The 17,317-nt window shown below is 70.0% G+C and carries 13 protein-coding genes; 5 read left to right on the top strand and 8 right to left on the bottom strand.

Annotated features, from left to right (window positions below; translation table 11 throughout):
• Nucleotides 1-159: 159 nt before the first annotated feature.
• Nucleotides 160-1,251, bottom strand: a complete 1,092-nt coding sequence (locus D7Y13_RS12830) for a PEGA domain-containing protein (protein WP_120583801.1) — start codon at nt 1,249-1,251, stop codon at nt 160-162.
• A 43-nt stretch (nt 1,252-1,294) separates the two neighbouring features.
• Nucleotides 1,295-2,566 (bottom strand): serine/threonine protein kinase, encoded by a 1,272-nt coding sequence (locus tag D7Y13_RS12835; protein WP_167508743.1) that lies wholly within the window; start codon nt 2,564-2,566, stop codon nt 1,295-1,297.
• A gap of 181 nt (nt 2,567-2,747) precedes the next feature.
• Here D7Y13_RS12835 and D7Y13_RS12840 point away from each other — a divergent pair, with 181 nt between their 5' ends.
• The 3 genes from D7Y13_RS12840 (at nt 2,748) to D7Y13_RS12850 (ending at nt 6,854) form a co-directional block, all read left to right on the top strand.
• Nucleotides 2,748-4,088, top strand: coding sequence for an MFS transporter (locus D7Y13_RS12840; protein WP_120583799.1), 1,341 nt, complete (start codon nt 2,748-2,750; stop codon nt 4,086-4,088).
• Nucleotides 4,089-4,311: 223 nt separating this feature from the next.
• Nucleotides 4,312-5,781, top strand: a complete 1,470-nt coding sequence (locus D7Y13_RS12845) for an ATPase domain-containing protein (protein ID WP_120583798.1) — start codon at nt 4,312-4,314, stop codon at nt 5,779-5,781.
• Nucleotides 5,778-6,854: an ATP-binding response regulator gene (locus D7Y13_RS12850; RefSeq protein WP_120533343.1), complete on the top strand. Its 1,077-nt coding sequence runs from the start codon at nt 5,778-5,780 to the stop codon at nt 6,852-6,854. Before D7Y13_RS12845 ends, D7Y13_RS12850 begins: the two co-directional genes overlap by 4 nt.
• 60 nt (nt 6,855-6,914) lie before the next feature.
• Here D7Y13_RS12850 and D7Y13_RS12855 read toward each other — a convergent pair whose 3' ends face one another.
• The 3 genes from D7Y13_RS12855 to D7Y13_RS12865 all read right to left on the bottom strand — a co-directional run bounded on the left by D7Y13_RS12855 (nt 6,915) and on the right by D7Y13_RS12865 (nt 10,690).
• A complete protein-coding gene (locus D7Y13_RS12855) occupies nt 6,915-8,333 on the bottom strand; it encodes an RICIN domain-containing protein (protein WP_199732776.1) in 1,419 nt (472 codons plus the stop codon).
• 87 nt (nt 8,334-8,420) lie between these two features.
• Entirely contained in the window at nt 8,421-8,624 is a 204-nt protein-coding gene (locus D7Y13_RS12860) for a YbdD/YjiX family protein (RefSeq protein ID WP_120583796.1), read from the bottom strand.
• Nucleotides 8,624-10,690 (bottom strand): carbon starvation CstA family protein, encoded by a 2,067-nt coding sequence (locus D7Y13_RS12865; RefSeq protein ID WP_120533340.1) that lies wholly within the window; start codon nt 10,688-10,690, stop codon nt 8,624-8,626. Before D7Y13_RS12865 ends, D7Y13_RS12860 begins: the two co-directional genes overlap by 1 nt.
• Before the next feature lie 271 nt (nt 10,691-10,961).
• Here D7Y13_RS12865 and D7Y13_RS12870 point away from each other — a divergent pair, with 271 nt between their 5' ends.
• Nucleotides 10,962-12,227 carry a S41 family peptidase gene (locus D7Y13_RS12870; RefSeq protein ID WP_158620372.1) on the top strand — a complete coding sequence of 422 codons (1,266 nt, stop codon included), beginning with the start codon at nt 10,962-10,964 and terminating at the stop codon, nt 12,225-12,227.
• Nucleotides 12,228-12,257: 30 nt separating this feature from the next.
• On the opposite strand, the gene D7Y13_RS12875 is transcribed toward D7Y13_RS12870, so the two are convergent.
• Nucleotides 12,258-14,330 (bottom strand): lipoxygenase family protein, encoded by a 2,073-nt coding sequence (locus D7Y13_RS12875; RefSeq protein ID WP_120583795.1) that lies wholly within the window; start codon nt 14,328-14,330, stop codon nt 12,258-12,260.
• 367 nt (nt 14,331-14,697) lie between these two features.
• Entirely contained in the window at nt 14,698-16,176 is a 1,479-nt protein-coding gene (locus D7Y13_RS12880) for a flavin-containing monooxygenase (RefSeq protein ID WP_233595568.1), read from the bottom strand.
• 280 nt (nt 16,177-16,456) lie between these two features.
• Here D7Y13_RS12880 and D7Y13_RS12885 point away from each other — a divergent pair, with 280 nt between their 5' ends.
• Nucleotides 16,457-16,978, top strand: a complete 522-nt coding sequence (locus D7Y13_RS12885; RefSeq protein ID WP_233595567.1) for a GNAT family N-acetyltransferase — start codon at nt 16,457-16,459, stop codon at nt 16,976-16,978.
• A 24-nt stretch (nt 16,979-17,002) separates the two neighbouring features.
• Here D7Y13_RS12885 and D7Y13_RS49930 read toward each other — a convergent pair whose 3' ends face one another.
• The gene (locus tag D7Y13_RS49930; RefSeq protein ID WP_120630685.1) at nt 17,003-17,293 is read right to left on the bottom strand and encodes a hypothetical protein; all 291 of its coding nucleotides are present in this window, start codon (nt 17,291-17,293) and stop codon (nt 17,003-17,005) included.
• Nucleotides 17,294-17,317 lie beyond the last annotated feature (24 nt).

Below are 17,317 nucleotides of genomic sequence, written 5' to 3' on the forward strand. Positions count from 1 at the left end.
ACCCATACGCGACAAACCTCTCGAAGGCGGAAGGATGCGCGCGGCGTCGTCCGGGGGGAGGGACACCGTGCGCGCGAGCCGTGAGTGTACCGGCTCCAGCGACATCCGAAAGTTCTGGGATTGCGCGCACCGCGTCGAATTCCGACGTGGGACTGTGTTTCAGCGCACGCGCACGCGGGTGCTGCGGCCCGGCTCGACGTCCACCGTCATGCGGCGCTTCACCTCGCCGTTGACGCGGACCTCCACGCGCGCGGGCCCCGCCGGCAGCGCCTGCGCGGAGATGGGCGGAAAGCCATACGGCCGGTTGTTGATCCACACCTCGCCGTAGAGGCCCGGCGACGTCACCTCCAGGTCGCCCCGCTGCGCTACCTGCGCCACGGCGGCCTTCGCGACGGACGGCTCCGGCGGCGGCGTGGGCTCCGGGGCGCGGGCGTTTGGCGCGAGCCCTCCGGTGGGCACCGCGCCAACGGGCGGAGCGGAGGACGTCGCCACCACCGGCACGGCGACGGGCGCGGGCCTGGAGGCGGGCGGCGTCAGTTCGGCGGTGAGGTCGCGATTGAGCGAGCGCACCGAGTCCTCGGCCACCTCCAGCGTCTCCGAGTAGAGCTGACGGTCGCCCTGCGCGAGCACCACGCGGTGCGAGCCCGCTGGCACCGACAGCCGCGCGGGCGTCATGTCCAGCGCCTTGCCGTCCACCAGCACCACCAGCCCGGGCGGCGTGGACGTCACCAGCAGGAGGCCGCCCTTGCGTTCGGATTCCGTTTCAGAAGCCTGGGCCTGCTGCTGCTGCTCGCGGGCCTGGCGCGCGGCGGCGAGCCTGGCGGCGCGGGTGCGGGGCGTGGGCTTCGACCCGGACGGCTCACGTGGAGCGGAGGCCGTGGGCGCGCGCGCCTGTTCACGCGCGCGCAGGTCGGTGGCGATGCGCAGCAGCTCCACCACGTCGCCGTGGGGATCATTGCGCAGGCTGAGCGCTTCGGTGAACTCCGTCACCGCCCTGGCGTAGTCGCGGTCCTCCAGCGCGGCGAGCCCCGACGCGCGCCGGGCCCGGGCGAGGCCCGCCTTCGCATCGTCGGCGGGGGCCGCGGCGGGTGGCGTCGTTCCGGGCGCGGCCGGCTCCACTCGCGCGACGACGGGCGCGGGCGGGACGACGGCCTGCGCGGCACGGCGGGAGCGCATCACCAGGTACGCCCCGGTGTTCACGGCCACGGTGCCCAACAGGATGACGGCGACCCAGGTCTTCTGATTCTTCACGTTCGATGTCCCGCTTCCCACGACACGGTGCGCCCCTGCCCCTTCACGCCACGAACAACCAGAACAGCGCGCTGCCCACCGCGGCGACGCCCGCCGCGGCCGCGAGCCCCCAGGGGAACGCCTCGGGCCCGGCCGCCTGTTCCGCGGGGGGCGCGATGAGTCCCGTCGGTCCCGTGCCCGTCCCCGTCGTGCCGCGCGGCAGCACGCCGGTGACCACCAGCGCGCTGGGCTCCAGGGCCTGGACTCCTTCCGGAGGCGCGAAGGGCGAGGGGCTGGAGATGCCCGTGGGCGTGCGCGTGGAGCCCAGGCTGGTGGAGCCCGGCATGGACCCGGGCACCGCGACCGCCGTGGACACCCGGCCCCTGTCATCCGGCGGGAAGAGCGTGGCCATCAGCGTGGCCAGCTCCCGGCCTCCGGACGTCCAGTGCTGCGTGCCGCGGAAGCGCTCCAGGTCGTCGTGCACCTCGCGCGCGGTCTGGTAGCGCGCGTCCTGATCCTTCGCGAGCAGCTTGAGGAGGATGCGCTCCAGTTCAGGCGAGAAGCCCGGCGACACCTGCGACGGCGCGGGCACGTCCCCCTGCGACGCGGCCACGATGGTGGCCTCCATGGTGTCGCGCTTGAACAGGCGCCGGCCCGTGGACAATTCGTAGAGGACGATGCCCAGCGAATACAGGTCCGAGCGGTGGTCCAGCTCCCGGTTGGTGATCTGCTCCGGGGACATGTAGGCGTACTTGCCCTTCACCACCCCCGCCACCGTGCGCTCCAGGTTCACGGAGCTCTTCACGATGCCGAAGTCCGCCAGCTTCACGATGCCGTCGCGCGACACCAGCACGTTGCCCGGCGTGATGTCCCGGTGCACCAGCTTCAGGGGCGTGCCGTCCGACAGCGTCTTCGCGTGCGCGTAGGACAGCGCATCCGACATCGCGAGGCCCACGTCCACCGTGACGCGGTTGCCCAGCGGGATGGAGGCCGCGGCGGCGTGCCGCATGATGCGATCCAACGACTGGCCCTGGATCCACTCCATGGCCAGGTAGTACTGACCGTCGATCTTCCCGAAGTCGAACACCTGCACGATGTTCGGGTGCGTCAGGAGCGCCGCCACCTTCGCCTCGTCCGCGAACATGCGGCTGAAGGGCTCCAGGTTGGCGTACTCCGGCAGGATGCGCTTGATGACGCACGCCTTGGAGAAGCCGTCCGGTCCGTCGATGGTGGCCAGGAAGATGTGCGCCATCCCACCCACGGCGAGCCGCTGGAGGATGCGGTACTTCCCGAAGCGCTCATCGGCTCCAGGTGCGACCGGCGAAGGCGTCACCATATCAACCCTGTCCAACTTGTACTCCCAGGACGGAACTCGGAATCCCCGGAAGATAGCGATGACGCGAGGTCCCCACAAGTTTCGCTCTCCCTGTCAACATGTTTTGCGGTGAATACCTTTTAACAACGTAACGGATGGGGACCGCCCGGGGGCTCCCGGCGTATCCTCCGGGGCCTTGCGCATGGCGACCTCCCCTACCGACGCCCTTCCCGCTTCCGCCGCCACCCGTCCGCTGTCCTCGCGGGACATCCGCACGCTGGGGCTGGCGGCGCTGGGGGGAGCGCTGGAGTTCTACGACTTCATCATCTTCGTGTTCTTCACGGCGGTGATGGGCCGGCTGTTCTTCCCCCCGGAGACGGCGGACTGGCTGCGGCAGTTGCAGACGTTCGGGCTGTTCGCCGCGGGCTACCTGGCGCGTCCGCTGGGCGGCATCGTGATGGCGCACTTCGGGGACCGGACGGGGCGCAAGCGGATGTTCACGCTGAGCGTCTTCCTGATGTCGGTGCCCACGCTGCTCATGGGCCTCCTGCCCACGTTCGCCACCGCGGGGTACGCGGCGCCGGTGGCGCTGCTGGCCTTGCGGTTGTTGCAGGGCGCGGCGGTGGGCGGCGAGGTGCCGGGGGCGTGGGTGTTCGTCTCCGAGCACGTGCCCGCGCGCCGGGTGGGGCTGGCGTGCGGCACGCTCACCGCGGGCCTGACGCTGGGCATCCTGCTGGGCTCGCTGGTGGCCACCGCCATCAACACCGTCTTCACGCCCGAGGAGGTGCTGGCCTTCGCGTGGCGCCTGCCGTTCGTGGTGGGCGGCGTGTTCGGCTTTTTCGCCGTGTTCCTGCGCCGGTGGCTGCAGGAGACGCCCGTCTTCGAGGAGATGCGACAGCGGCACGCGCTGGTGCGGGAGCTGCCGCTCAAGGCCGCGCTGAAGGGCCATGCGCCCGCGGTCGCGGTGTCCATGCTGCTCACCTGGGTGCTCACCGCCGGCATCGTGGTGGTCATCCTGATGACGCCGACGCTGGTGCAGCAGCTGCACGCCATCCCCGCCGCCCGCGCGCTGGGGGCCAACAGCGTGGCCACGCTCACGCTCACCGTGGGGTGCGTCTGCTTCGGGGTGCTCGCGGACCGGCTGGGCGCGGCGCGGGCCCTGGCGCTGGGGACGGTCGCGCTGCTCGTCACCGTGCAGCTCTTCTACCGGGGCGTCGCCCATGCTCCCGGACAGCTGGTGCCCCTGTACGCGCTGGTGGGCTTCTGCGTGGGCGTCGTGGGGGTGGTGCCCGCGGTGATGGTGCACGCCTTTCCTCCGGCCGTGCGCTTCTCCGGCATCTCCTTCTCGTACAACGTGGCGTACGCCCTGTTCGGCGGCCTGACGCCGCTCATCGTCACGCTGGCGATGAAGCAGAACCCCCTGGCGGCCGCCCACTACGTCACGGCGGTCTGCTGCGTGGGGCTGGCGGTGGCGGTGTACCTGTTGCGCAAGGCGCCCACTGGCTCCAGCGGGGTGGATGAAGCCCCCGCGCCGTCGCGCTGAGCCCCGTCGTCCGCCTGCCCGGGGGGCGGAGGTGTTCACCGGACGCCGGTACGCCGTGTCCCCTCCGCAAGGCGCTTCTCCAGGTCGAAGGTGTCCGCTATGCCCCGAATGTGGAGTTGAAATTCGGGCAGGCCGCTTCCGCGATCCCTACCTTGTCCCGGCGCGCGCGCTTTCGAGCGGCAGAGCCTCGCGCATTGCTTCCCGCCGCCCGGTGAACCCTGGAATGCCCAGCAGCGAACCGTCGCTCTTCCAAAGTGGCATCCCCAGCTTCGACGCTCTCCTGGGAGGAGGCATTCCCTCCCGGCAGGCGGTGATCGTCACCGGCACGCCGGGGTGCGGCAAGACGGTGCTCTGCAGCCAGGTGGCCTTCGATGCCGCATCACGCGGCATCCCGGTGGTGATGGCCACCGTCACCTCGGAGCCCCATGACAAGCTGATGAGTTCGCTCTCCAGCTTCTCCTTCTTCAAGCCCGAGCTGCTGGGCGAGAAGCTCTTCGTCATCAGCGCCTACTCGGCGCTCAAGCGCGGACCGAAGGAAGCGCGTGACCTGCTGCTCCAGACGGTGCGCGAGCACAAGGCCGGCGTGCTGTTCATCGACGGGCTGCGCTCCATCCGGGACCTCTGGTCGGACGAGGCGCGGCTGCGCGAGTTCCTCTACGAGCTGGGGATCGGCCTTTCGGCCGTCAACTGCATTGGCCTGTTCACCACGGAGTACCCGCTGGACCGGCTGATGGGGCTGCCGGAGGCGACCACGGTGGACGGCATCGTGGCGCTGTCCATCCAGCCCCAGGGGGCGCGACGGTTGCGCCGCGTGGAGGTGGTGAAGCTGCGCGGCCGGGAGCACCTGACGGGCGAGCACGTCATGACCATCAACCAGGGCGGCGTGGAGTTCATCCCCCGGCTGGAGTCCACGCCCCTGGACTTCCACGACGAGCCGCCCACGCTGGCGCGCAAGGGGTTCGGGCTGCCGGAGCTGGACACGCTGATGTTCGAGGGGCTGCCCGAACTCAGCACCACCATGCTCGCGGGGAGCATGGGCATTGGAAAGACCCTGCTGGCCACCCACTTCGTCGCGGACGGGGCGCGCAGGGGCGAGCAGGGGCTGTTCGTCTCCTTCTTTGATTCGCCCGCCATGCTGATGGCGCGCGCGAAGCGCGTGGGACTGGACGTGGCGGCCCTGCACCGCGACGGGCTGCTGAGCTTCCAGCACGTGCCTCCCATGGAGTTGGAGGCGGATCTGTTCGTGCGGGACGTCCTGCGCAAGGTGGAGGCGCTGGGCGTGAAGCGGCTGGTCATCGACGGGCTCAGCGAGTTGGAGCAGTCCATCCTGGACCCGTCGCGGCGCCGGACGTTCCTCGCCTCGCTGGCGATGCGGCTGCGGATCCTGGGCGTCACGTCCATCTTCACCCGTGAAGTGCCCAAGGTCGTCGGCACGGAGCTGGACTTCAGCGACGCGCCGGTAGCCATCCTGGGAGAGAACCTGCTGCTCTTGCGCTACGTGGAGCTGCACGGGCGGATGCACCGCATCCTGTCCGTGCTCAAGATGCGCGACAGCAAGTACGCCAGCGACCTGCGCGAGTTCCAGATCAACGACACCGGGGTGAAGGTGCTCGCGCCGCTGCGCTCCGCGGCGGGCCTGCTGACGGGTCAGGCACAGCCCATCGGCTCCACCGTGGGAGGTGCCAAGGAATGAGCCTTGTCCTCATCGCGGAGGATGAAGAGGCGCTGCTGGAGGTCTTCTCCGAGGTGGTGGAGGACCTGGGCCACCGCGTGGTGCGCGCGCACAACGGCGAGGAGGCCCTGATGCTCGCGCGGACGGAGCCGCCGGACCTGGTGGTCAGCGACCACATGATGCCCCGCCGTACCGGCATGCAGTTGCTTCACGCCATGCGCTCCGAGCCCACCCTTTCGGAGGTGCCCTTCCTGCTGTTGAGCGCGGCCCGGCCGTCCGGGCGTGAAGCGGCGCAGACGTTCCTGGCGAAGCCGGTGGACCTGGCCACCTTCGAGCACGCGGTGAACTCGGCGCTCCAGAGCCATGCGACGATCCGCACGGAAGCGGCCCATGCCTCGCGCGAGTCGGCCACAGCGGTGAGCCTGGCCCGCGAGGAGATGCTCAACTGGGTGGCGCACGAGCTGAAGACGCCCCTGAGCTCCGCGCGGCTCAACACGCAGATGCTCCTGCGCAAGGTGCACAAGCGCGGCATCGAGGACGAGAGCCGCTCCGCGGAGGCCATCCTGCGGCAGTTGGACCGGATGAACGGGCTGGTGACGTCCATCCTGGACGCGTCCCGGCTGGCGGACGGGAAGCTGGAGTTGAGGCAGGAGCCCACGGACCTGGCGCGCTTCCTCCAGGAGCTGGTGCAGGACTGGCGTGAGATGCAGCCGGAGATGGACTTCACGCTGCAGTTGGGAGAGCCGGTGGAGCCCCTGTCCCTGGACGCGGAGCGGGTGCGCCAGGTGCTCAACAACCTGCTGTCCAACGCGGTGAAGTACAGCGGGGAGTCGCGTCGCATCGAGGTGGGCATGACGCTCAGCCCGGGCCTCGTGCTGGTGCACGTGCGCGACTGGGGCGTGGGCATCCCCGCCAGCGCCCTGCCCCACATCTTCGAGCGCTTCCAGCGCGCGGACTCCGACCGGGGACGGGGGCATGGCCTGGGGCTCTTCATCGCCGCCGCGCTCGCGAAGCTGCACGGCGGTTCGCTGTCCGCCCGGTCCACCCTGGGCGAGGGCTCCACCTTCATCCTGCGGCTGCCCCGGCGCAGCTGAGCGCGCCTCGTCCGTGAGGACGGGGCCGGCGACGCGACCGGCTCCGTCACTTCCAGCGGGCTACCGCGCTTCCATCCGGAACTGCTGGCAGTCGTTGTTGGACCAGGTCCACTGCTGCAGCAGCGTGCCGTCACCGCTGCCGCCCTGGCAGCCCGTCACGTCCAGCACCTTGCCGCTGTGGCGCGCCTCCAGCCGGACGTAGCCGTTGCCCAGGTCCACCGGCTTGAACTGCTGGTTGCTCCCGTTGGAGTACGTCCACTGCTGGAGCCCCGCGCCGTCCGCGCCGCTGGCGTCCTTCACGTCCAGCGCCTTGCCGCTGTGACGCGACACGAAGCGGTAGTAGCCGCTGTCCGTCGCCTCCATGGACCACTGCTGGCTTGCGCCCGTGTGGCAGGCCCACTGGTGGATGATGGCGCCATCCGCCGTGCTGGGACCGGAGATGTCCACGCAGCGGCCGGAGGCCTTGTTCACCAGCCGGTACGCTCCCGTGCCGCCCGTGCCCTGCGCCACCGAGTCGATGGCGTTGAGCAGCGACGTGCTCCCGGACGTGTCCTGGCTCAGCTCCCAGATCATCACGCCGCCGTTCTGCAGGCCCAGCCGCGTCTTGGCCTGGATGGTCGCGATGCCGTTGTAATAGACGTCCCCGACGTTGTCCTTGTAGGGCGCCTGCGAGTCGCGCGCGACCAGCTCCGAGTAGCCCACGTAGCTGGACGGAGAGCGGCCGTAGAACGGCACGCCCAGCACCGCCTTGGACGCCGGCAGCCCGCGCCCCTTCCAGTAGTTCAGCGACTGGACCGCGAGGTCATACGTCGAATGCGGCTGGCCGCCGTCGTAGGCCATGATGTTGAGGAAGTCGACGTCGCTGAACACCGACGCCGGCACGCCTCCGCCCGTGTAGCCGTTGGCCACCACCGCCGCCGTCAGCAGCTTGCCCCGGGTGTGCATCGCCGTGCCCAGCTCGCGCATGAGCAGCGCGTAGTTGTTCCCCGACGTGCCGGGGTCCGGGTACTCCCAGTCGATGTCCACGCCATCCAGACCGACGGCGTTGACGAAGTTCACCACCGAGTTCACGAACGAGGTGCGCGTGCCCGCGCTCCCGGCCATCTGTTCAAAGGCGCTGTCGTTGCCGTCGTTCCAGCCGCCCACCGCGATGAGCACCTTCACGCCCTGCGCGTGCGCCTTGGTCACCAGCGAGCGCAGCCGCGTATCCGAGCTGCTCACGCCCGTGAGCCCGCCCTGCGCCGTGGGCAGCGCGAACGCGTAGTTGATGTGACTGAGCTTGCCGTACTGGAGCGTGTCCACGTTGCCCGCCCACGTCGGCAGGTAGCCCACCACGCGCGTCGCCAGCGCCGGGGACTCCACCGCGCCCAACGATTCATCGGACGTCGGAACGTCCCCGGGGCCCGAGCAGCCCCCCAGCGATGCGAGAAACACGGCGCCCAGCGCCAACGTCCGGAACGGCGTTGCGATGCGAGACACGGCAGACTCCTGCGTCATGGGTTTGACGGGCCGAACCCGTAAAAACCCATCAACCAGTTTTGCCTGAAAAACTCAACGACTCATCGTTCAGCAGCAGCGACCCCCTCCGCCCCGGTAGCGGGCCTGGAGGCGGTCGTTGAAAAACTCCGCATAGGTCATCACCGCGCGGTCCGGATGGTGACGGTGCATGTGGGCGACATAGGTGTCGTAGTCGGGCACGCCAATCATCTGGCGCGCGATGCGCACGGACTTGCGCCAGCCCTGCTGGAGCGCCTGGACGAAGCCGGTCATCACCGCTGCACCGGAGCGGCGGCGGCCACGTAGGGCGTCTCGTGCGCGGTGGGCACCGGGGAGCGCCGGGCCGCGAGGATGGCGCGCACGCCGAAGAAGAGGGTCGCCACGACCACGGCCATGAAGAACACGGTGAGGGCGGCATCCAGGTAGTCGTTGCGGATGATCTGCTCCATCTCCTCCACGGATTTCGCGGGGGCGATGACACGGCCTTCAGCCACCGCCTGGGAGAAGGCCCTCGCGTGGGCGACGAAGCTCACGCGCACGTCGCTTCCGAACACCTTCTGGAAGCCGGCGGTGAGTGTGCACAGCACCAGCCACGCGGCGGGGATGCCGGGCACCCAGACGTAGCGCTCGCGCTTCATCTTCACCAGCACCACGCACCCCAGCGTGAGCGCCACGGCGGCGAGCATCTGGTTGGCGATGCCGAACAGCGGCCACAGCGTGTTGATGCCGCCCAGCGGATCCACGACGCCCTGGTAGAGGAAGTAGCCCCAGGCGCCCACGCACAGCGCGGTGGCCAGCAGGTTCGCGCCCCAGGACTCCGTGCGCTTCAGGGGCGCGTAGACGAGGCCCGCCAGCTCTTGGATCATGAAGCGGCCCACGCGGGTGCCGGCGTCCACCGTGGTGAGGATGAAGAGCGCCTCGAAGAGGATGGCGTAGTGGTACCAGAAGGCCATCATCCCCTGCCCGGACACGAGCCCGTGGAGGATCTGCGCCATGCCCACCGCCAGCGTGGGGGCGCCGCCCGCGCGGGACAGGATGGTCGTCTCACCGATGTCGCGCGCCGTCTGCTCCAGGATTTCGGGGGTGATGACGAAGCCCCACTGGCTGAGCGTCTGCGCCGCCTGCGTCGCGCTGGTGCCGATGAGCGCCGCGGGCGAGTTCATGGCGAAGTAGACGCCGGGGTCCAGCACCGACGCTGCGATGAGCGCCATGATGGCCACGAAGGCCTCCATCAACATGGCGCCATAGCCCACCATGCGCGCGTCTGCTTCGCTGGCCAGCATCTTCGGGGTGGTGCCGGACGCGATGAGCGAGTGCCACCCGGACACCGCGCCGCACGCGATGGTGATGAACAGGAACGGGAACAGGCTGCCGGAGAACACCGGACCGGAGCCGTCCACGAACCGCGTCACCGCCGGCATGCGCAAATCGGGCGCCGCCAGCGCGATGCCCACCGCGAGCAGCATCACGGTGCCAATCTTGAGGAAGGTGGACAGGTAGTCGCGCGGCGCGAGCAGCAGCCACACCGGCAGCACCGCCGCGCAGAACCCGTAGCCGATGAGCAGCCACGCCAGCGCCTTGCTGTCGAAGGTGAACCAGGGCGCCCAGGTGGCGGACTCGGACACCTGGCCACCCAGGTAGATGCTGAGCATCAGGAGCACGAAGCCGACGATGGACACCTCCAGCACCTTGCCGGGGCGCACGTAGCGCAGGTACAGGCCCATCAGCACCGCGATGGGGATGGTCATGCCCACGGTGAAGGTGCCCCAGGGGCTGTGCGTCAGCGCCTTGACGACCACCAGCGCCAGCACCGCGAGGATGATCATCATGATCATCAGCACGCCCACCATCGCCGTCACGCCCGCCGCCGGCCCCAGCTCCATGCGGACCATGTCGCCCAGCGACTTGCCGTCGCGGCGGATGGACAGGAACAGCGTCACGAAGTCCTGCACCGCGCCCGCCACCACCACGCCCACGAGGATCCACAGCGTGCCGGGCAGGTAGCCCATCTGCGCGGCCAGCACCGGGCCCACCAGCGGACCGGCGCCCGCGATGGCCGCGAAGTGGTGGCCAAAGACAACCCACCGGTCCGTGGGCACGTAGTCCAGGCCGTCATTGCGAAGCTCGGCGGGGGTGGCGCGCGTGGGGTCCAGGCGCAGCGCTTTTTCGGCAATGAACCGGCCGTAGAAACGATATCCCAGCATGAACACCGCCACCGAGGCGACCACCAGCCAGATGGCGTTGATGGACTCCCCCCGGTGCAGCGCCACCACGCCCAGGCTGAACGCCCCGGCCAGGGCCAGCAGCACCCATCCCAACTTCCGAGCGACTCCACCCATGAGGACTCCCCGTCGCGGGCACGGCACCAACACCCGGCGCGGGGTTTATAGCGCACCCGTTGTTCCACCCCGCCCAGTGCGCGATGGGATGTCGGATCCTGAAGGAAGCCTCCCCGCCATGAACCTCCCGCGCCTCCGTCCGCGCGCTGTCCTGCCGTTGCTCCTCGTCGGCCTGCTGACAGCGTGCGCTACGTCACGTCCTGCCTTGGGCCCTGTTGACGCATCCGGGCCGGAGGTGTGGCGCTCTCGCGGGTATGGGTGGTTGCTCACGGTGACGCCGGAGGGACTGCGCCTGCACCATGAGACGGCGGCGGGGTGCTCTCCGGATCCCGCTTCTTCGTCGGAGCTGAAGCAGCTGTTTGGCGTCCAGGCGCCAGGGCCCTCGGAGGGTGTCCGGGACTTCTTCCCCGCGCCGGGGGAGACGCGCTACCGGTTCGACCGCATCGCCGCGCTTCCCGAAGACTGCGACCGGCACACGGTGTGGAGCGCTCCGAAGCTGTTCAATGTGTTCCAGGCGACCTTCGCGGAGCACTACGCGTACTTCCCCGAGCGGGGGCCGGAGTGGTTGGCGCGATTGGAAGCGGAGCGTCCCCGGGTGTCTCCGGGCATGGAGGGCCGGGCGTTGTTCACCCTCTTCGCGGAGGCGCTCCGGACACTGGGCGATGCGCATGTGGCGCTGGTGGCGGATGACGCTTCGTCGGACACGCTGACGTACGAGGAGCGCGCCACGGGGACGTTCGCGCTGCTGGAGCAGGAGGCCCGGCGGACGGGGCGCACCCCGAAGGCCGTGCAGAAGGAGTGGTTGGGCGCGTACCGCGATGGAATCCTCCAGACGGTGCTGCGCGGCCAGGGTCATCACGTCGCGAACCAGCGCGTGTTCTGGGGCTTCGCCGCGCCCGGGGTCGGCTATCTCAACGTGATGACGATGGGGGGCTTCGTCGCCGCGACGGACGGCGATGACGCGACGCCGGAGCAGGAACTGGCCGCGCTGGAGCCCGTGTTGGATGAGGCGATGGCCGCGTTCGCGGGGGCCACGGCGGTCATCGTGGATGTGAGCAACAACCGAGGAGGCCATGACGTCGTCGCGCGGGCGATCGCGGCGCGCTTCGCGGACCGGCCCCGGCTTGCGTATTCCAAGTGGGCGAAGGGGGCGAAGGACGTCCCGCCCCAGGAGTTCATCCTCACGCCCACGTCACGTCCGGCGTTCCATGGGCCCGTCCACCTGGTGACGAGCGACATCACGGTCAGCGCCGGGGAGGTCTTCACGCTGGCGATGCGCGCCCTGCCCCAGGTGCGCCACGTGGGCACCCGCACGCGGGGCAGCTTCTCCGACGTGCTCGTCAAGCCGCTGCCGAATGGCTGGACGGTCCACCTGTCGAACGAGCACTACACCGACCCGAAGGGAGAGGACTTCGAGGCACGCGGCGCACCGCCCCAGCAGCCCCTGGACGTGTTCCCCGAGGCGGACCTGTCACACGGACATGCGCGGGCGATGCGTGCGCTGGCCGACTCGCTGGAGGCTCGCGGCGCGAAGTAGCGACGCGGGCCCCCAGCCGGGAGACGTCCGTCAGATGTTGATGCTCTGCGGAATCTCCGAGGGCAGCAGCGAGCGGTACGGGATGCGGCGCAGGTTGCGTCGCGCGATGGTCGCCTCCACCTCGCCGAGCCGCGTCTGGAAGTCCTGCAGGGGGACCGCCACGCGCGGATCCTGGAAGTACGCCCCCGAGACGTACCGGTCATACGAGCCGAGGGCGCCGAAGTACACGCGTCCCAGCAGGGTCATCAACGTCTGCTGCGAGAAGGCCTGCTGGAGCGGCGGCATGTACGCGAGGAGCGCCTGGATGTCGTCGGCCTTCGCGGCGAGCGGCGCGCCGGGCAGGGGCGCGTAGGCCGCCAGCGGCAGGGACGGCGTGAAGGACATGACGTAGGACTGGGGGAAGTTCACCGCGGCGTGCTGCGCGCTCGCGGTGAAGATGATCATCGTCACCAGGTCCGCGAGGTAGCCACGGGTCTTGAGGACGCCGTCCTCGCCGATGTCCTGCAACCGTCCGCCCTGGGGCGAGGCCAGCTCCTTCAACCAGGACTGGAGCTCGTAGTCCGACACCACGTCCGCGTCCGAGCCGTAATAGAGCGACACGTAGTCCGACACCCATTGATGGAGCGACGCCCAGACGAGCAGCCCGTCATCCCGGTACGGGTAGTCCGGGAACGCCTGCGCATCGTCCACGCCCCGATTGGCGAAGCTGCGCGGGAACAGTTCCTGGTTGAAGCGGAAGCCCTCCACGGCCTGCACCGCCAGGGACGCGGACGCTTCGATGGTGCCAGGCAGCAGGCGGTCCACGAAGCCCCCCGGCGCGATGAGCGACTCCACGGCCGCGTTGTTGATGGCCAGCGTGCCCTGGAAGTGGGGCGCCAGCAGGACCTGGAGCGGGTGCTCCGGCGGAAGCTGTCGCGCGGTCGCCAGGGTGAAGGCCTCGATGAGCAGGTGGGTGAGCCCCAGGTGGCTGATCATCTCGTGCCAGGTGCCATCCGCGACCTGAAGGAAGAGCCGGGCAATCTCCCAGTTCAACCCTTCCGAGGGCGTGACGACGGGCGTGGAGGGCCCCGGCGTCTGGGAGCACTGGATGGCCACCGCCCGCAGCAGCCGGTCCGCTTCACCCGCGCGGGGCACCGCGAAGAGGGCCAGCGGCGCGCAGACGTATTTCTGGGTCGGGAAGGTGCCCGCCTTCAGCCCTTCGAGCACCGCGTAGTCCGCGAGGTACACGCGGCCTTCGCCCATGGCCGTGGCGAGGCTGTCCTGCGGCCCCATCGTCGAGCGGAACTGCGCGTCCGTCACCGGGAAGCGCGCGTCGGGCGCTGACAGGCGACGGAGCACCACGGGGTTGGGGCCCGCGACCCGCAGGCGCGCGAACATGACGTCGTCGAGCGCGGCGCCCGCCCCGGGCGTCATGGGCAGCAGTTGGAACTGCGACTGGTAGCCTTGGAGGTTCTTCGGCTGTCCGTACTGCCCGATGACGCGCAGGAGCAGATCAAAGGCCGTGTCGCCCAGGAACTGGGACAGGTGGCCCAGGGAGTCCTTGAGCCCTTCCGCGAACTGCTCCAGCGAAGCGGGTGACGCCGGCTGCGCGCCCCGCGGGTTCAGCGGGGAGGCGGAGGAGGACCGCGTGCCACCGCCGCCGCCCAGGTCGATGGCGAACGACGGACCCGTTCCCGTCGCGAGGCCCTGCCCCGAGGCCACGCCCGCGAGGGCCACGGCGCTGGCCGGCGCGGAGATGACGTGGGTGGCGTCGAAGAGGCGCGAGAGGTTCAGGTGGTGGGTCTTGAGGTCCAGGTAGGCCTGCTCCGCCTTGTGGAGTTCCTCCTCGGTGAAGTCCTCGAGCTTCTTCGCGAGCGAGTCCGCCGACTCGAACAGATGCGAGCCCATGGAGATGAGGTTGCCGGTGATGCCTAGCGCCTGGTTCAGCACGCCCAGTGTCCAGACAAAGGCGAAGTTCTGCCCCGGGGGCACGGATTGCGCGACGCCCAGGGGTTGGACGCGCGTGGTGAAGTCGTAGACGTATTGCGTCTGGAGTTGGGCAAGCTGCTGCTTGCGCTGCTCCTGGGCCTGGGCGGAATCGTTCTGCGGCAGCGTGGGAGTCATTGGCATTCCTGGCGGGTGGGGTCCAGGGCGGGGCCGCGCTCCGGGAAGGCTCGGCCATCCTCCTCCAAAGCCAACACAAACAACCAGGGGCCCGCGCCGAATCGCCCCGCGGTCGGGGGGCGCGAAACACCCACCCGGCGTGGGGCGTGAACGGATGGACCTCTTCCTGCCTCCGGGGGCGCCTGGGCCGCCTCCGTGTCAGGGGGCCAGGCAGGGAGGCAACCCGAAGCGTCGTGCCATCGCTGGCAGGAAGACCTACCTCTTCTCCCGTGGAGCCCGTGGGTCCCCACGAGGAGGACAACCGATGCCGACCCGTTCCCCCCGCCCGGAGGCGCCATGGGTGCGCCGGGAACGGGCTCCCGGTGGTTCAGCTCGCGGCGCTCCGGGCGGAGGTGACGTAGTCGGACGGGTCGAAGTGCTCCACGCGCCGTCGGAACGCGGAGGTGGTGCCGGGCCAGAGGGCGGAGTTGCGCCCCGTGGCATCCATGTACCAGCTGCGGCAACCGCCCTGGCTCCAGACGGTGGTGGACATCCGCGCGTCGAGCTCACGGACGAAGGCGTCCTGCACTTCCGGCTCGGGCTCCAGGGCGGCGCCTGCTCGTGCCTCCAGGTAGCACAGCGCCCCCAGCACGTGCTCCATCTGGGCCTCCATCATCAACAACACGGAGGTGTGGCCCAGGCCCGTGTTGGGCCCCTGGAGCAGGAAGAGGTTGGGAAAGCCGCTCACGGTGAGGCCCAGGTAGGCGCGAGGGCTGCCCTCCCAGACCTCCGCGAGCGTGCGTCCGTCGCGCCCCCGGATGTGGTGTCCCAAGGGCATGTCCGTCACCGCGAACCCGGTGCCGAAGACGAGCGTGTCCACCGGGTGCACGGCGCCGTCCTCCGTGACGACGTCGTGCTCGCGCACCTCCCGGATGTGGGACGTGACGACCTCCACGTTCGGGCGCGTGAGGGCCGGCAGGTAGGTGTCGGAGAACAGGATGCGCTTGCAGCCCATCGTGTAGTGGGGCGTGAGTTTGTCGCGCAGCACCGGATCCGCGACGACGTGCCGGAGGTGGCGCAGCACCCAACGCTGGGCCAGGCGCAGGACCCACGGGTGCTGGAAGCCCAGCACGAGGGCATCCCGCAGCAGGCGCAGGCCTTCACGCAGGAGCCACCGGACACGCGGAACGCGGGCGTACAGCGCCTTGCGCAGCGCTCCGATGGGCTGGTCGCCCCGGGGCAGCACCCACGCGGGCGTGCGTTGGAAGAGGACGAGCCGCCCGACGACTGGTTGGATCTCCGGGACGAGCTGGACCGACGAAGCGCCCGTGCCCACCACGCCCACAGCGCGACCGGCCAGCGCGTACCCCGGATCCCACCGCGCCGAGTGCATCGCCTTGCCCTGGAAGCGCTCCAGGCCGGGCAGCGCGGGGATGACGGGTTCGCTCAGCGCGCCCACCGCGGGCACGAAGACGTCCGCGGTGAGTGGGCCGTGGGAGGTCTCCAGGGCCCAGCGGTTGCGCGCGGCGTCCCAGCGCGCGGACAGGATGGCGTGCTGGAAGCGCAGGTGCGGCGCCAGGTGGAAGTGCGCCACGCATTCACGCAGGTAGGCGTGGATCTCCCAGGCCGGGGAATAGACGCGCGACCAGCCCGGATTCGGCACGAAGGAGAAGGAATACAACAGCGACTGCACGTCGCACGCGCAGCCAGGATAGACATTGTCGCGCCAGACGCCGCCCACGTCGTCGGCGCGTTCGAGGACGAGGAAGTCCTCGATGCCCTCCTGCTTCAGCCGGATGGCCATGCCCAGGCCCGCGAAGCCCGCGCCCGCGATGGCGACATGCACGTGTGACGGGAGACGGGACACCGGGTGGACCTCCTGGAGCGGACGGGCCGCCCCTTGGGATGGCGCTCCGCGACGGACCGGAACAGGACAGGAGAGCCCATCCTCTCCCCACGTCGGGCGCGCACGCCGTCACCGAACCTCGCGCTTTCCCGATACGGTGGAGCCCATCCGCCGGACAGGCCTGCCTGCCCCCATGCCACGCCTGGGAGAGGTGGTGCGCTTGGAAGGACCCGCGCGCTTCAGGAGGATACTGTCCTCCTGGCCGCGCCCTTCGCGCAGCCTCCAAGGACGGTCCCTCACCGTGACGATTCCCGCGCCCTCCGTACACCACCTGCGCCCCGTCACGCCCGTGGATGACGGCTTCCTCTTCACGCTCTACGCGAGCACCCGCGCCCGGGAGCTGGCCTCCTGGGGCTGGGGCGCCGCGCAGCAAGAGGTCTTCCTGCGCACGCAGTACCAGGCCCAGTCGCGCCACTACGCCGCGATCTACTCCCCGGAAGGCCACGCCCTCATCGAGGTGGACGGAGTCCCCGTGGGCCGTCAGTGGCTCGTGCGCACGGAAGCGGAGACGCTGTTGGTGGACCTGGCCCTGCTGCCCTCGCACCAGGGGCAGGGGCTGGGCACGCGCCTGCTGTGCGCGATTCAAGAGGAGGCGGCCCGGGCGCGCGTGGCTGTCCGGCTGAACGTCACGCGCGACAATCCGGCGCTGCGGCTCTACACCCGGCACGGGTTCACGCCCGTGCCGGGAAACTCGCCAGCGTCACCCTACCTGGAGCTGTGGTGGAAGGCGCCGGACGATGGGGCCGGGACCGACGTCAGGTGAACGCCGGTCCCGGAGACTTCGGGCTCACAGGCCCAGCAGCGACTCCGGCTCGGGGACGACCGTCTGGAGGAAGTAGCCGCCCGTGCCCGCGCTGGCATTCCCGTTCGTGGTCGTGCCCGGGATGATGCCTCCGCCATTGCCTCCCGAGCCGCCGCTGCCGCCGCCGCCGCCCGCCGTGAGGATGCTGGTGCCCGTCTGCGCCGGCGCGTTGGCACCCGCGCTGCCCTCCGACACCACCACGGAGCCCGTCACGCTGGGGCTCGCGGAAGCGATGAAGTGGACGATGCCACCGCCACCGCCCTGTCTCTTATACACCTCTGACGCTGCCGACGAACCCTA

Origin of the sequence: Corallococcus praedator, from assembly GCF_003612125.1 — a bacterium.
Classification (GTDB): domain Bacteria; phylum Myxococcota; class Myxococcia; order Myxococcales; family Myxococcaceae; genus Corallococcus; species Corallococcus praedator.

Coding starts and splice junctions, on each gene's coding strand:
- D7Y13_RS12835 (WP_167508743.1), bottom strand. CDS start 2,566: ATGGTGACGCCTTCGCCGGTCGCACCTGGAGCCGATGAGCGCTTCGGG.
- D7Y13_RS12840 (WP_120583799.1), top strand. CDS start 2,748: ATGGCGACCTCCCCTACCGACGCCCTTCCCGCTTCCGCCGCCACCCGT.
- D7Y13_RS12845 (WP_120583798.1), top strand. CDS start 4,312: ATGCCCAGCAGCGAACCGTCGCTCTTCCAAAGTGGCATCCCCAGCTTC.
- D7Y13_RS12850 (WP_120533343.1), top strand. CDS start 5,778: ATGAGCCTTGTCCTCATCGCGGAGGATGAAGAGGCGCTGCTGGAGGTC.
- D7Y13_RS12860 (WP_120583796.1), bottom strand. CDS start 8,624: ATGACCGGCTTCGTCCAGGCGCTCCAGCAGGGCTGGCGCAAGTCCGTG.
- D7Y13_RS12865 (WP_120533340.1), bottom strand. CDS start 10,690: ATGGGTGGAGTCGCTCGGAAGTTGGGATGGGTGCTGCTGGCCCTGGCC.
- D7Y13_RS12875 (WP_120583795.1), bottom strand. CDS start 14,330: ATGACTCCCACGCTGCCGCAGAACGATTCCGCCCAGGCCCAGGAGCAG.